We start from the raw sequence: 14,255 nt of genomic DNA, 5'->3' as shown, positions 1-14,255 counted from the left end.
CTGCAAATGACCACGCCCTATCAAGACTCGCAACATGCTGGCAATATACTGGCCAGCCGTAGTCATATTTTGTCTGGAGATTGATGAACCGTGTCCAATGCCTTAACCGCGGAAGATGCCCCGCAGCCACCCAAGGTGCTTACCACACCGTTGGAAATCTCCGGCAACCTGCGCCAACTGCAAGAAAGCCATGATCCGCTGATCATCACCTTCCATGAGCGCACCCAGCGCTTCCAGAGCTATCTGGTGGACGTGGACCGCGAGCGCGGCACCATCGCGCTCGACGAAATGATCCCGCGTGACGGTGAGCGCTTCATGCTGGCCGGCGAACCGTTCAAGGTCGAAGGCTTTCACGAAGGCGTGCGCATTGCCTGGGAAAGCAACGGTCAGCTGACCATCGACGAATCCGGTGACACCCGCTGCTATCGTGGCTCGCTGCCAGATGAAGTGGTTTATCACCAGCGCCGCAATGCCTTCCGTGCAGCTTTGAAGCTGGCCCAACTGGTCAACGTCGATCTGGACGGTGAAAAGCTCAAGGCGCCGATCAGCGGCAAGCTGCTGGACATCTCCGCCACCGGCTGCAAATTACGCTTTGACGGCGACATCACCGGCAGCCTGCAATTGGGCCAGGTCTACGACCGCTTCGCCGCCGCCCTGCCCTTTGGCAAAATGACGGCACCGGTCGAGCTGCGTTACCTGCATTTCGAAGAAAGAATCTCCACCACCTTCGCCGGCATCCGCTTTCACAACATGAGCGGCCTGGTGCAGCGTCAGGTCGAGCGCTTCGTCTATCAGCTTCAGCGCGAAGCACGACGTTTCGACAAAGACGACCTGTAATTCGAGCGCCAATAAAAAACGGGCAGTCCCTTGCGGTGACTGCCCGTTTTTTATGCCCGGGTTTAAGGCCTGGCCTCGGTGAAGCTTTGCTCGCGCCCCGTGTCAGGGTCCTCCGGAGGTGGAGCGGTTGGTGCCTCAGGCTCCTGCTCAGGAGCCGGATCAGGATTGACCGGGGTCTGCATCTGGTCCTGCACCACTTGCTCATCGACCCGTGGATCAAGGCAAGCCACCAGCGGCGAACTCGACATGCTGTCCGGCATGGCGACGTGATGCAGCGGCGCGTCGTCCACCTGATGCAGGTTGGTCACCGCTTTCGGGCGGATCCGCCACACTAGCACCAACGCGAAGAAACTGAAGAAGGCGTAGAGCATCTGGCTGCCAAACATCTTCATCAGTACCCCCGCGACCAACGGCCCGATACTCGCGCCGACACCGTAGGTCACCAGCAACATCGCCGTCAGAGACACCCGCCGATCAGCCTCGACGTGGTCATTGGAAAACGCGACCGCCAGCGGGTACAGGCAAAATTTCACCAATGAGCAGATAAAACCGGTGATGAACAACACCTCCAGCGGCACCTGCTGCATCACCGCCAGCGGCAACGCGGCAACGGCCAGTACCAGCGCAAAACAGCGGATCAACAGCGCCCGGTCATAACGGTCGGACAACCAGCCCAACGGCCACTGCACCAGCAGGCCGGCAAAAATACAGCTACCCATGAACAGACCGACCTGCTCCGTGGACAACCCTTGCTGCGAGGCATACAGCGGCGCCAGACCGTAGAACGAACCGATGATCAGCCCCGCCCCCAGCACGGTACTCAACGACTGCGGCACACGCTTGATGAAGAATCGCGGCTCCATCGGCGCCGGGTGGAGCGCCGCCGGGTGAATCCGCCGCGTCAGGGCCACCGGCACCAGGCACAGTGCGAAGCACAGGGCGACCAGCATCAACAGCTCAAGACCGAGCGCCGGGTGCATGACCAGAATCAGTTGCCCCAGCACCAGGCCAAGATAAGAAGCGATCATGTAACCGCTAAACACCGTGCCGCGTTGCGAGGCTTCGGCCTGCTCATTGAGCCAGCTTTCGATGACCATGTACTGGCACATCATGCCCAGACCGACGATGACCCGCAGGAATATCCACGCCGGCAGCCAGTCCACCAGACCATGGCCCAGCACCGCCGCGCCAACAATCCCGGCGCAGGCCGAATAAGCCCGGATATGCCCGACCCGCGCAATCAACCGGTGACCGATCTTGCCCCCCAGCACGAGGCCGAAATAGTTGGCCGCCATCAACGCACCGACCCACAGGCTGTCGACATGGTCGGCCGCCAGGCGCAAGCCCAGGTAAGTACTCAGCAAGCCGGAGCCGATCAACATCATCAGCGAGGCGAAATACAGCGCTCGAAAGGGTTTCCAGATTTGGCGCATCGGCGTTCCGAGCGGCTCCTTGCGGTAAGAAACGGGCTATCCGAAAAGATAGCCCGAAGACGAAGGTTCGTCAGGCCTGGGCGGCTAAAACACGGCGCTCCCAGGGCGTAATTTCATCAAAGAAGCTGGTCAACTCCATGGTCTTCGAAGCGACGTAGCCTTCGATGAACTCCTTGCCGAACAGTTCCTTCGCCAATTGGCTACGTTTCAGACGCTCAAGTGCGGCATGCAAGGTACACGGCAACGAAAGATTATCCGGAACCTCGAATTCGCCCTGGATTGCTTCACTTGGCTCCAACCTGTTTTCAATGCCATACAACCCTGCCGCCAGACTCGCCGCAATCGCCAGATACGGGTTGGCATCTGCCCCCGGCAGGCGATTTTCCACCCGACGCGCCACCGGCGAGCTGGCTGGAATGCGCAAACCGGCCGCCCGATTGTCGTAGGACCAGCAGGCATTATTCGGTGATGCGAACGGATGGCACAAGCGCTGATAGGAGTTCACGTTCGGTGCAAATAATGCAGTGAAATCCGCCATCCCGGCCTGCTGGCCACCGATGAAGTGACGGAAGGTCGCCGTCGGCTCACCGGCCTCGTCGCTGAACACGTTACGCCCGGTGGCGATCTCGACGATGCTCTGGTGAATATGCATCGAGCTGCCCGGCGTGTGCGCCAGTGGCTTGGCCATGCAGACCACCGTCAGCCCATGCTTGAGCGCCACTTCTTTAAGCAGATGCTTGAACAGCAATGTCTGGTCGGCCAGCAACAATGGATCACCGTGCAACAGGTTGATCTCGAACTGACTGACGCCCATCTCGTGCATGAACGTATCGCGCGGCAAACCGAGGGCCGCCATGCACTCATAGACTTCACTGAAAAACGGCCGCAAGCCGTTATTGGAACTGACACTGAACGCCGAATGACCGTCCTCGCGCCGACCGTCCAGGCCCACCGGCGGCTGGAATGGTTGCGTCGGGTCGGTGTTGGGGGCAAAGACGAAAAACTCAAGCTCGGTGGCCACCACCGGCGCCAGCCCAAGGGCGGCGTAACGCGCGATAACCGCCTTGAGTTGACCGCGAGTCGAGAGAGAAGAGCTTTCGCCGGTCAGTTCGTCCGCATCGCAAATGGCCAAGGCACGCGGCTGCTTGCTCCAGGGCAAGCGGTGGATCTGCGCAGGATCGGGCACCAGCGCCAGATCGCCGTCATCGCTGCCGTAAAAACGCGCTGGCGGATATCCGCCCATGATGCATTGCAGCAGCACACCCCGCGCCATCTGCAAACGCCGCCCCTCAAGAAAGCCTTCGGCTGTCATGACCTTGCCACGGGGCACGCCGTTCAAATCCGGCGTAACACATTCAATCTCATCAATGCCCGTCAATCGCTGCGCGAGTGAACGCTGGCCATCGGTTGTCATGACGCAATCCTTTGTAGTTGTGCAAGCCGCGAACGGCGACCGTACAAAATAGGCTCCGCGTGTTCGGAATATCAAGCAGCGACTAACAAAAACGCCATGGCGAACAACAACGCCGGAATAACCGTCACCGCAACCCTTGTAGGAGCCGGCTTGCCGGCGATGGCGTTCGTAAGAACGCCGCAGAGTTCAAAGCCCTCATCGCTGGCAAGCCAGCTCCTACAGGGGATGCGGTGTATTCAGGGGAGATAGAGGCTGAACACACCACCGCCCAACGGGCCGCCGTTGCTGATTTCAGTGCGCCCACCGATCCCGTTGCGCTGATGCAACGCGGCAATCCGTCCGGCGAAATACAGGCCCAGGCCGGTGCTGCCGCTGCTGTGGTTGATGCCCTGCACGTAATCGGTCTGACGCTCAATCATCTCGGCCGGATAACCTTCACCATCGTCGTTGATGGTCAACACCAGTTGCCCGGCCTCGTCGCTCACCGTGATCAACAGTGCGTGACGGGCGTAACGGATGGCGTTGTTGATGCTGTTGGCCAGCACCGACGCAATCAGCTCACGGTCGAAGAAACCCAGCGGGCTCAGGGGGTCCACTTCATAGGTCGCCATGATGCCGCGACTGGCGAACACGTCCTGATGGCAGGCCAGTTGCGCTTCGATGAAGTCATCCAGTTCGTGGTAAGCCGGCTGCAACGGCATCTGGTTGACGCCGAGTTTGTACAGCCCCAGCAACTGCACCAGCATGCCGTTGAGGTGGGCGAACTCGAACTCGATCACGCCCTGCTCCGGGGTGTGCCGCGCCGGATCGGGCAAGCGCGCCAGCCATTGGCTGTGGGCCTGCATCAGCATCGCCAGAGAGTTCTTCATGTCGTGCACGGTGGAAGCAATCACCGTGGAGAAATCCAGTGCCGGGTTGTCTTGGTTCATCCGCTGAACGCCTTGATTTTCAGTTTCTGATAACGCGGATATCGCGCATCGGTGTCGGGCATCAGGCCGACCGTTTTCAGGCAGGCGCGACATTCTTCAAGCTCCGCCGATGGCACGCTGGTGTCGGTGCCATGCAGCAGCGATTGCGCCATGTTCAACGCAATACTGATGTTCTTCGGTTGCAACGCCAGGGCTTTGCGGAACACCGCCCGCGCTTCCACCAGGTTGCCGGTCTTGTACACCCGCACGCCTTGGCGGTTGAGTTCCGCCGCATCGTTGCCGGAGTTGAGGATGCTCGGGTCGTCGGTCAGCTTGGCGATGCCCTGCATCACCGTCGGATCGTCGCCGTAGATTTCTGCGCAGTTTTTCAGCATCGACTTGCCGGCGTCAGCCTGCCCAAGCATTTGCAGTTGCTTGGCCACCAACAGCGCGGCTTCGGCACTCATGAATTGCTCCATGCCATCGAGGCGCAACATCGCTTGCTCGGTGAGCTTTTCCGCGGTTTCGGCGTCGTTGAGCAACAGGCTGGTGGCCTTCATCAGCCGCGCACGAATCTGCAGGCCCGGGTCGGAAGGGTTTTCCTTGGCCACGGCACTCAGCGTGGTGTTGATTTCCAGCCGGGTCCGGGTGTCCAGGCCCTTTTCGCTGCCCTTGCTGATCAACGCATGGGCGAGACCGAGGTTGCTTTCGGCGTCCTTGAAACGTGACTGGGCACCTTGGCTGACGGCCTGACGGTAAGCTTTGGACGCGGTCTCGAAATCTTCGTTGGTCATCGCCAGCTTACCCAGCAGCGCTTGCCGGCGTACGGCCAGCGGGGACAAACGAATCGCCTCCTCCAACACCTGCTGCGCCGCCTTGGTGTCGCCCTCGGCGACCAGCACATCGGCCATGCCGTCATAGAGCGCCGGCATCATCGGGAACACTTTCAACGCTTTTTCGTAGACGCCCTTGGCCTGGCTGACCTGACCCCGCTTGAACAGCAACTGGCCCAGCCCGGCAAACGCCCATGGCAAAGGCCGGTCGGCAATGATGCCGTCGTAGAGACGCTCCAGCGCTTCGTTCTGATTCAAGTCGCGCAAGGCATCGGCACGGTAGCGCAGGCACAGCGGCGAGTAACGGATGTCCTGCTTGCACAAGGCGATGCAGGCGTTGAGCACTTCAACCGGCTTACCGCGATCGAGCGCCTGCAGGATCGGCTTGAGCAAGGTCTTGCGCTGCTCCAGACGCTCCAGGCGCTGGGCCAGGCCGGAACGGTTGAAGGGTTTGGTCAGGTAAGCATCAGGCTCGTGCTCAAGGGCACTGAGCACCATCGCCTGACTGGTCTCGGCGGTGACCATGACGAACACGGCTTCATGGCTGATCAGCTTCTCGACCATCAGGTCTTCGAGAACCTGCTGACCGTTCTTCTTGCCATCGCCGAGGTGGAAATCCTGCAGGATGAAATCGTAGGACTTCTGCGAACACATGCGCAGCGCCTGCTCGCCGGTGTCGGCGGTGTCCACGTCCTTGACGCCCAGCTCACGCAGCATGGACCTGACGGAACTGCGGAAATCCGAGAAATCATCGACGATCAAAAAACGCTTTTGGTGATACGACAGCATCGAAGATTTCCAGGCAGTTTTTAGAAGAAGATCATGACTGTCTGGGTTATCGGCCAGCAGGGCCATTCACTTGAAGAATTGGAATGCATTTACGCCGTTGAAGTCCAAATTTCAAAGGGCCGCGAATGCGGGCTAAATATTTGAAGGTGTTATTGAAAAACGGGATTATCCTGATTTATTACATCGCGTCTGCTCCCCCCCTTTCAGGTCCAGACCCTCCCGTCGTTGGCACAGGCAGAAGTTATGACCACCACTCCCGATCGCTCAGCGAATTCCAATGAGCGAAAGACCCTGATCCCCAGCACCCTGGATTTTCCGGTGGTGGGTATTGGCGCGTCGGCAGGTGGACTGCAAGCCATCAAGCTGTTCTTCGAAAACATGCCGCAGGACAACGGCATGGCGTTCGTGATCATTCTTCACCTCTCCCCCGATCACCAGAGCATTGCCGACAGGATCGTCCAGGAATCGACCGCGATGCCGGTTCTGCAAGTCACTGAAAGGGTGTCCATCGAGAAAAACCATGTGTACGTCATTTCACCGGCGCAACGCCTGTCGATGAACGATGGTTTTCTTGAGGTCAGTACCAGCGATACCCGGGAAACCCGTCACGCCTCGATCGATCTGTTCTTTCGCGACCTGGCCGATGTCCACCGGGAACGAGCCTTCTGCCTGGTGCTGTCGGGCACCGGTTCCGACGGTGCCGTCGGTCTTTCGCGGATCAAGGAACAGGGCGGCGTCACACTGGCCCAGGCGCCGGAAGACGCCGAGTTCGACGGCATGCCCCGCGCCGCCATCGATACCCGCATGGTTGACCTGGTTTTGCCGGTCGTTGAAATGCCGCAAAAACTGCTGGAGCTGTGGCGTAACTCTCAGGAAATCAGCTTGCCCATAGCCAACGACCCCGAACTGCAAACCATAGTCGCCATCTCCGAACGCGAAGCGCTGCTCGCGGAGCAAATGTTGCACGACATTCTGATCCAGCTGCGTACCGGCACCGGCCATGATTTCAAGCACTACAAACGTGCCACCGTGTTGCGCCGGATCGAACGGCGGATGCAGGTCACAGCCCAGCCGGACCTGGCGGCCTACTATCACTATCTGCAAGACAATCCCGAAGAAACCAAGGCCCTGCTCGGCGACATGCTGATCGGCGTGACCAACTTCTTCCGCGATCGCGAGGCCTTCGAAGCGCTGGAGCGCGATGTCGTGCCGCAACTGGTCAGTGCCGCCGTGTCAGCGCAGCCCGAGAAAGAAGAAATTCGTGTCTGGTCCGCGGGTTGTTCCACCGGCGAAGAAGCCTACAGCCTGGCGATGTTGCTCAGCGATCAATTGCAACTGGACGCCAGTGCGGCATCGCTGCAACTGTTTGCCACTGACATTGACGAGCGCGCCATCAGCGTCGGCCGGGCCGGGCTGTACCCGCAAGCCATCGTGACCGACGTGCCGCCCACTCGACTGCGGCATTACTTCCTCAAGGAAGATGACCATTACCGGATACGCAAGGAAATCCGCGAAAAGGTCCTGTTCGCCAAACACAGTCTGCTGTCCGATCCGCCGTTCTCGCAGATCGACCTGATCGTGTGCCGCAACCTGCTGATCTATCTCGATCGCGAAGTGCAGCGCGAAATCCTGCAAATGTTCCACTTTGCCCTGCGCCCCGGCGGGTTCCTGTTTCTCGGCTCCTCCGAAAGCGCGGACGCATGCCACGAACTGTTCGCCCCGGTGGACAAACGCAACCGGATCTTCCGCGCCAAGACCGGCACGGCCAACAGTCGCCGCACGCCGACCATGCCGCGTGGAGGCTATGTGCGGACCAATATTTCCCAGCAGCCGACGCACAGCGGTGTGCAGCGCAAAACGTCTTTTGCCGATATCCATCAACGCGCCCTCGAACAGTCCGCGCCACCGAGCGTGATCGTCGATGCCAACGCCGACATTCTGCACATGAGTGAAAGTGCCGGGCGTTTCCTGCGGCACGTCGGTGGTGAGATGTCGCGCAATTTGCTGACGCTGATTCTTCCGGAGCTGCGCCTGGAACTGCGCACCACGTTGTTCCAGGTTCAGCAGAGCAGTCTGTCGGTCAAATCCCGCGAGGTGTCGATCAAGCGTGATGAGCGGCGTTATCTGATCGATCTGGTCGCTCATCCCTACAAGGATGAAGGCTCGGACAGCGAGTACGTGCTGGTGATTTTCGAGGAGGTCGAAGTCGATCCTTCAGAACTGGCGGCGACCACCGTGCTGCAGAACGAAAACCAGGTGCTGTCCAACCTCGAACGCGAACTGCAACGCACCAAGCTGCATTTGCAGGACACCATCGAACAATCGGAAGTCTCCAGCGAAGAGCTCAAGGCCTCCAACGAGGAAATGCAGGCGATCAACGAAGAACTGCGCTCGGCCACCGAAGAGCTGGAGACCAGTAAAGAAGAGCTGCAATCCATCAACGAAGAGTTGCTGACGGTCAATTTCGAGTTGAAGACCAAGGTCGAAGAAACCGACAAGATCAATGACTACCTGACCAACCTGATCGCCTCCACCGACATCGCCACGGTGTTTGTCGACCGCAGCATGCGCATCAAGTGGTTCACCCCGCGCGCCACCGACATCTTCAGCATGCTGCCGGTGGACACCGGGCGCTCCCTGCTCGACATCACCCATCGCCTGCATTACGACAACCTGACCGGTGACGCGGCGCTGGTGTTCGAATCGCTGAACATGATCGAGCGCGAAGTCAGCAGCACCGACGACCGCTGGTACATCGCCCGCCTGCTGCCCTACCGCTCCAGCGAAGACCACATCGACGGCACCGTACTGACGTTCATCGACATCACCAAGCGTCGGGCGGCTGAAGAAGAGCTGCGCCTGAGCGAAGAGCGTATGCGCCTGGTCGCTGAAAGTACCCGCGACTACGCGATCATTACTCTCGATGAACAAGGGGTGATCACCAGTTGGAACAAAGGTGCGGAGTTGATCTTCGGTTACAGCAAGGCTGAGGCCGAGGGCGCTTACTACGACTTCATTTTCTCCCCCGAGGACCGTGCGACGGGCGTGCCGGAAAACGAGCTGCTGACAGTGCGCAGCCACGGCCGCAGCGACGATGAACGCTGGCATCTGCGCAAGGATGGCAGCCGCTTCTTTTGCAGCGGCGAAGTGACCCTGCTCAGCGGCGACAACCTGCAGGGCTACGTGAAAATTGCCCGTGACCTGACTGGCCACAAACGCCAGCACGAAGAACAGAGTCAGGAGCTGGCCGAAACTCGTAACACCAATAACCTCAAGGACGAGTTCTTTGCGGTCATGTCCCACGAACTCAAGCATCCGCTAAACCTGATCCAGCTCAACGCAGAATTGCTGCGGCGCTTGCCGGTGACCAAGTCGCTGGCACCGGCGGCCAGGGCGGTAAACACCATTTGCGACGCAGTCACCAGCCAGGCGCGGATCATCGACGACCTGCTGGATGTCGCCCGGGTCCGCACCGGCAAGCTCAAGCTGCAAACGGTCGCCATCGACCTCACCAGCGTGCTGCGTGATGTCCACACTGTCGTGCTCAATGACCAGCATGACGTCACGGTCGAACTGCTCGTGCCATCCGATGCGTTGATGGTCCAGGCCGACCCGACACGGCTGGAGCAAATCATCTGGAACCTGGTGAACAATGCACTGAAATTCACCCCGGCCAAGGGTCGTGTGCAATTGATCGCCAGCCAGGCTGGGGACATGGCGCGGCTCGACATCAAAGACAATGGCGCCGGCATTGCCCCGGAAAACCTCGATCACGTGTTCGACCTGTTTGGCCAGGCTGAAAAGCAACATGTCACCCACACCCGCGAAGGGCTCGGGATTGGTTTGTCACTGGTCCGCCAGTTGACCGAGGCGCAACGCGGTACGGTCGAGGTGAATTCTGCCGGCGTAGGCACAGGCTGCACGTTCACCGTCTACCTGCCATTGGCCAAAACCAACGGCGAAGCGCAAGCCGCAGCCCAGACCGAAGAGGCCTGCGGCAGGCTGAGCGGACTGACGATTCTGTTGGTGGACGATTCCGCGGATGTGCTGGAAACCCTGAAAATGCTGCTGGAGATGGAAGATGCGCAAGTGATTGCCTTTGACCGCCCGGTGGCGGCGCTGGACGCGGCAAAAAACACCCGGTTCGACCTGATCATTTCCGACCTCGGCATGCCGGTCATGAATGGCCACGAGTTGATGAGCGCACTGCGTGAGTTGCCGCTCGCAAAGGACGTACCAGCCATCGCACTGACCGGCTACGGGGCTCACAGCGATATTCAGAAATCACGACAGTCGGGCTTTGACCAGCACATTGGCAAACCGGTGTCCTACGATGACCTGATCCAAACCATCGAGACGCTGCGTCGCCAGCGCTGAAGCGCGCTCAGTTCAAATAGGCGCGCTGCACGCAGGCGCGCCGATCGATCGCCTGCCTGAGCCGCTCCTTGTGATCGGCCCAGACGATGGGATCAACCTTGGTGGAGCGCATCAAGACGAGCATGGCCTCCTTGGCGGCCAGGTACTCTGACCAGGCATCGGCAGACCTGAGCTTCAAGCGTTCACGCTCGGTCATCTCCATCCGGCGCAACGCGACGACCGACTCATCGGTAATCACCGGACTCAACGTCAATTGCACCCGGTGCGGCGCAACGAACGCCACAGTATCCGCCACAATCTCCCTCGCCCGCTGGGTACCCCACTTCAAAGCTGCACAGTAATGTTCACCAGCCTTGAGGTCATGATGCTCCTCGCGAATCGGCCAGCCATCAACGCCGTAGACACCTACAAAAATCTGGGTAACCCCTTCAACACTGATCCGCGCCTGCACCTCGATTTGCACGCCACTGCCCAGCACTTCTTCGTGGGTGTGCAGAGGCAATCGCGTGTTGGTCCACAACCAGAATTGGGCGCCCCTGCGTCGCATCGATTTCGCTCCTTGAGTGGTCTTTGGAGTAAGGCACAGCAATGAGCGTCTATCAAATGTTGGTCGTCAGGTGATCGCACACGAAAAAGCCCCGCCGGATGCGAGATCCTGGCGGGGCTTTTTTGACAGCCACAGGGCTGGAAATTGATGGTGTCCCAGGGCAGGTTCGAACTGCCAACCTTCCCCTTAGGAGGGGCGATTTAGAGGCAACTAGGCTTGAGACAGGCCAGCAATTACGGGGCTTATCGTCCGGTTGCGTCAGTGAAAACGGCCCCGTTTAGTTATTTTTGCTGCCACGGTACTGTCACGGAGCTGGATTGCTTGAAAGCGAAGATCACTCAAAAGCTCATCAACGGCCTACCCGCGGAGGCGAAAGCCTATCGGGTGCATGACACTGTACAGCCCGGCCTATTCATCCACGTGCTGCCGAGCGGGCATAAATCGTACATGGTCACCTGGTGTCGCAACAAGAATGCCACCCTCGGCCGCGTTGGTGTCGTGACGCTTGATCAAGCGCGCACCGAAGCCGCCCGATGCGCACGCCCACGGGGAGCCACTGGCTATCGCACAAGGGCGAAAAGGCGTCGCCCTGCCCTCCTTGCGCCAGTTCATCGACGACACCTATATGCCCTGGTTCAAGACGCACTACAAAGGGCATGAGAAAACCCTGTACACGCTCGACAACAGCTTCGAGGCAATCATGTCCCAGCGTCTCGACGCGATCACCAGCCGCGACCTGGACCAGATCCGCACCGGATGGATGCAGTCAGGCAACAAGCCCTCAACGGTAAACCGCAAAATGGGGTCGATCAGCGGCCTATTCAGTAGAGCCGTTGAATGGGAGTACATCGGCTCCCATCCAATGGACAGGCTCAAGGCTCTCAAGGTCGATTCCATGGGGCTGGTCCGCTATCTAGATGCCGACGAGACCAAGCGTCTGCGCGAAGCGCTGGACGCGCGCCAAGACGAAGCGCGGGCCGAGCGCGAAACTGCAAACAAGTGGCGAGCAGACCGCGGCAAAGAGCAGATGCAAAGTTTGCTGCAGCTGCCCTTCACTGACCACCTGAAGCCCATGGTGCTGGTGTCGCTGAATACCGGCGGCTTGGCACCTCTTTCCAATCGGCTAAATATTCAGCCGATTACTGCTTACCTTTCTCACTGATCCAACCTGCCGCCCAGCTCAATGGGTCTTTCGACTCCATCGGTTCGAGCGGCTTGCCGTCCCGCGCAGCCCTGATTCCTTCCTTTGCCGTCTCTTCGTGAATCCAGACAGTTGTCCGCTTGTAACCCGCTGCTCTCTGTCGTTCCGCAAAGTCCCGCTGCCGATCTGCGCCGGTGCGCTTGCCAACTTCGCTATTCGTGTTTGCCATTTCGATCTCCCGTAGTGCTGACAGACGAGATAGTGTCGCGCCGTTAGTGCTGACACAATAGACGAGTGCAAAATAATTGACCCAGGCGAAATTGGGTGAGTCGCTTTGGTCACCCCCATTACTACTGCCACATCCGCCGGATCATCTGGCCTGCTTCGCCTGCATTGGGCTTTACTAGCCCTACAATTCACCTTAGTGTCAGGATCGTATTTTTATAAAAAGGAGTTATGAGAATGTTTTTCTGGGAATGGGAAAGACTAGAAAATTATCTGCAAAAAAACCTATTGTTTGTAACAGACCCAGGAAAGCTTTTAAATCCAATCACATCTTTTACAATCACCAGAGACAAAAACCTCAAGTTAAACCTAGAAACGGTATCTCATACAAAGGGCATCACCGAACAGAAAGAGCGCCCACCAGGTACTGTCCGAATGAACACCGACGCAGTGCATTTCGAGAATCCAATGGGAAGCACGGCATTCGCCTCAGGAGTTCAATCATTAAATAGGAACAGCAAATACAACCCTCAGACTAACACTTACCAAAACCTCGAAAAATCTTCAATAAACCATTTCGAATATAAAACTCTAGAACCCGGCCCGACCTCCTATGTATTTGAATGGCTCGCAAACATCGACAGCCGCCATTATTTGTGGCCCGACCTAACGAAAGACAAACTAGTTTCAACTCCAACCCGAACATTTGGAGCGGGGGCCGACCAGATATCCTTTGAATCCGAGTCCACAACTGAAAACTTCGGCAGAAACTGTATCCGATTAAAAATCTGCAACTACGATATTATTTTAGGTGCTTCAAAGCACGACGACCACGACGCACATATAAAGCCAGGATACTTGCTATTCATTGGCGCACCTGAAGAAAACATAAGAAAAAAAATCAGAGACAGCTTGTCATTTTTTTTGGGTTTTCCAATCGTGTACTTAGGCTTCTCAACCTTCAACTCGGCCCAACGACTCTTAAGCTTCAAAGCGGTTAATGCATATAGCATGGACTCAAGAGCATTCAAGACTCCCACTCTCCCCCCAGCCCCCATCTCATCGGGATATATAGAAAACGAAATCGACTCAAACAAACTTGAGCAGATGCTAAACTCTTTTTGTGAGAAGTATGACCATTACGGACTGAGCAGCTTAAACTGGGAATACTGGCATGCAGTCACAGCGCCTACACATATGGCCCCCGCATATTTCGGAGCAATAATTGAGTCAATTCAGAACAAATACATAGATGAACAAGGCAGTAAATTCAACAACACTATACTTAGCAAACCAGAATATAAAAAAATCAAGAACGTCATCCTAAAGGCCACCGAAGAAATCGAAATATCTCCAAACGAGAAAAAAGTACTTCTCGAAAAACTAAGCAACGGGAACACCATATCTCAAAAAGTTCGTTCCCAACGTTTTTTTGAGCAGTTAGGGTTAGATATGGGTACGCTTGAGCTATCTGCCTGGCAAAGAAGAAACGATGCTGCTCACGGAAACCCCATACCAAATGACGACTATATCTCCCTCATTAAAGAAACAAAGCTATTAAAACTGACACTCCATCGAATAGTTCTTAAAATCATAAATGCAAGCGACTTGTACATTGATTACTACTCATTGCATTTTCCAACGCGTGCGATTAGCTCCGGGGTGCCGGAAGATGGCAGCGTTCAGCCGGGTGGTCTGGTAAATCGGGAGCCCAGCGGTTAAAGCCGTATCTGTTTATCGACCTAGCGCAG

At 57.5% G+C, this 14,255-nt stretch carries 10 protein-coding genes, 1 tRNA gene and 1 pseudogene; 5 read left to right on the top strand and 7 right to left on the bottom strand.

Annotated features, from left to right (window positions below; translation table 11 throughout):
- Positions 1 to 90 precede the first annotated feature (90 nt).
- Positions 91 to 837 carry a flagellar brake protein gene (locus tag ACYZUC_RS27600; RefSeq protein WP_461991697.1) on the top strand — a complete coding sequence of 249 codons (747 nt, stop codon included), beginning with the start codon at positions 91 to 93 and terminating at the stop codon, positions 835 to 837.
- 62 nt (positions 838 to 899) lie between these two features.
- Here the strand turns inward: ACYZUC_RS27600 and ACYZUC_RS27595 are convergent, their stop codons facing one another.
- From ACYZUC_RS27595 to ACYZUC_RS27580, 4 genes are all read right to left on the bottom strand, one after another.
- Positions 900 to 2,270 carry an MFS transporter gene (locus ACYZUC_RS27595; RefSeq protein WP_461991695.1) on the bottom strand — a complete coding sequence of 457 codons (1,371 nt, stop codon included), beginning with the start codon at positions 2,268 to 2,270 and terminating at the stop codon, positions 900 to 902.
- 70 nt (positions 2,271 to 2,340) lie between these two features.
- The gene (locus ACYZUC_RS27590) at positions 2,341 to 3,582 is read right to left on the bottom strand and encodes a glutamine synthetase family protein (RefSeq protein WP_461996773.1); all 1,242 of its coding nucleotides are present in this window, start codon (positions 3,580 to 3,582) and stop codon (positions 2,341 to 2,343) included.
- Between the two features lie 338 nt (positions 3,583 to 3,920).
- Complete coding sequence (locus ACYZUC_RS27585) at positions 3,921 to 4,613, bottom strand: sensor histidine kinase (protein WP_461991693.1); 693 nt, start codon at positions 4,611 to 4,613, stop codon at positions 3,921 to 3,923.
- Positions 4,610 to 6,214 (bottom strand): response regulator, encoded by a 1,605-nt coding sequence (locus tag ACYZUC_RS27580; RefSeq protein WP_461991691.1) that lies wholly within the window; start codon positions 6,212 to 6,214, stop codon positions 4,610 to 4,612. The genes ACYZUC_RS27585 and ACYZUC_RS27580 overlap by 4 nt, the downstream gene beginning before the upstream one ends.
- A gap of 243 nt (positions 6,215 to 6,457) precedes the next feature.
- Between ACYZUC_RS27580 and ACYZUC_RS27575 the strand changes: the two genes are divergently transcribed.
- Positions 6,458 to 10,591 carry a CheR family methyltransferase gene (locus ACYZUC_RS27575; RefSeq protein ID WP_461991689.1) on the top strand — a complete coding sequence of 1,378 codons (4,134 nt, stop codon included), beginning with the start codon at positions 6,458 to 6,460 and terminating at the stop codon, positions 10,589 to 10,591.
- Between the two features lie 7 nt (positions 10,592 to 10,598).
- Here the strand turns inward: ACYZUC_RS27575 and ACYZUC_RS27570 are convergent, their stop codons facing one another.
- Positions 10,599 to 11,138, bottom strand: a complete 540-nt coding sequence (locus tag ACYZUC_RS27570; protein WP_461991688.1) for a hypothetical protein — start codon at positions 11,136 to 11,138, stop codon at positions 10,599 to 10,601.
- 148 nt (positions 11,139 to 11,286) lie between these two features.
- Positions 11,287 to 11,361, bottom strand: a tRNA-Arg gene (locus tag ACYZUC_RS27565).
- 38 nt (positions 11,362 to 11,399) lie between these two features.
- Between ACYZUC_RS27565 and ACYZUC_RS27560 the strand changes: the two are divergent.
- Both ACYZUC_RS27560 and ACYZUC_RS27555 read left to right on the top strand, forming a co-directional pair.
- Positions 11,400 to 11,621 (top strand): annotated as a pseudogene (locus ACYZUC_RS27560) (hypothetical protein); the annotation flags it as partial.
- Positions 11,622 to 11,643: 22 nt separating this feature from the next.
- On the top strand, positions 11,644 to 12,300 hold the full coding sequence (locus tag ACYZUC_RS27555) for a phage integrase (protein WP_461991686.1): 657 nt from the start codon (positions 11,644 to 11,646) through the stop codon (positions 12,298 to 12,300).
- Here the strand turns inward: ACYZUC_RS27555 and ACYZUC_RS27550 are convergent.
- Entirely contained in the window at positions 12,278 to 12,508 is a 231-nt protein-coding gene (locus ACYZUC_RS27550) for a hypothetical protein (RefSeq protein ID WP_461991684.1), read from the bottom strand. The genes ACYZUC_RS27555 and ACYZUC_RS27550 overlap by 23 nt on opposite strands.
- Before the next feature lie 233 nt (positions 12,509 to 12,741).
- Between ACYZUC_RS27550 and ACYZUC_RS27545 the strand changes: the two genes are divergently transcribed.
- Entirely contained in the window at positions 12,742 to 14,226 is a 1,485-nt protein-coding gene (locus tag ACYZUC_RS27545; protein ID WP_461991682.1) for a hypothetical protein, read from the top strand.
- Positions 14,227 to 14,255: the final 29 nt, after the last annotated feature.

This window comes from Pseudomonas sp. GT1P32, assembly GCF_054897805.1.
Note: the sequence above shows the minus strand (reverse complement) of the source record. Positions and strands in the feature narration are given on the sequence as shown.

Excerpts from the sequence above, each read along its gene's own strand:
- ACYZUC_RS27580 (WP_461991691.1), bottom strand. The coding sequence starts at position 6,214 with ATGCTGTCGTATCACCAAAAGCGTTTTTTGATCGTCGATGATTTCTCG.
- ACYZUC_RS27585 (WP_461991693.1), bottom strand. The coding sequence starts at position 4,613 with ATGAACCAAGACAACCCGGCACTGGATTTCTCCACGGTGATTGCTTCC.
- ACYZUC_RS27595 (WP_461991695.1), bottom strand. The coding sequence starts at position 2,270 with ATGCGCCAAATCTGGAAACCCTTTCGAGCGCTGTATTTCGCCTCGCTG.
- ACYZUC_RS27575 (WP_461991689.1), top strand. The coding sequence starts at position 6,458 with ATGACCACCACTCCCGATCGCTCAGCGAATTCCAATGAGCGAAAGACC.
- ACYZUC_RS27545 (WP_461991682.1), top strand. The coding sequence starts at position 12,742 with ATGTTTTTCTGGGAATGGGAAAGACTAGAAAATTATCTGCAAAAAAAC.
- ACYZUC_RS27570 (WP_461991688.1), bottom strand. The coding sequence starts at position 11,138 with ATGCGACGCAGGGGCGCCCAATTCTGGTTGTGGACCAACACGCGATTG.
- ACYZUC_RS27590 (WP_461996773.1), bottom strand. The coding sequence starts at position 3,582 with ATGACAGCCGAAGGCTTTCTTGAGGGGCGGCGTTTGCAGATGGCGCGG.
- ACYZUC_RS27550 (WP_461991684.1), bottom strand. The coding sequence starts at position 12,508 with ATGGCAAACACGAATAGCGAAGTTGGCAAGCGCACCGGCGCAGATCGG.